Below are 337 nucleotides of genomic sequence, written 5' to 3' on the forward strand. Positions count from 1 at the left end.
GCCTGTTCTGTTATTATATAAATCATCCGTACAGGTAACCTTTACCCATTCCCCTGAAATAACAGTATTATCGTCTTTAACATCAAGCTTTAAATTGGTGCGTTCAGTAACTTCCAGAGCGGTACCGTAAACTAATTTATCCACACGCTTTGATCCTTGATTAGGTGTTTCCCTTAAAAATAGGCCATTATCAGCGTTTACGTATCTAATCTCTTGTGCGTTAACTGCATTAAACCCTATTAATACAGCTATTATATAAATATATGTTTTCATTGTTTTTTTGTTTTATGTTACCTGTTGCGTATGTATTTTGAGCGTTACCACAAGGGTCAGGTCT

Annotated in this window: 1 protein-coding gene; it reads right to left on the minus strand. The window is 35.3% G+C overall.

Going from position 1 to position 337, the window contains the following annotated elements:
• A partial coding sequence (locus J8281_RS19355) for an SH3 domain-containing protein (RefSeq protein WP_210199277.1) occupies positions 1-273 on the minus strand: 273 nt, incomplete at its 3' end.
• Between the last annotated feature and the right edge of the window lie 64 nt (positions 274-337).

It is taken from the genome of Aquimarina sp. U1-2 (assembly GCF_017897595.1).
Taxonomy (GTDB): domain Bacteria; phylum Bacteroidota; class Bacteroidia; order Flavobacteriales; family Flavobacteriaceae; genus Aquimarina.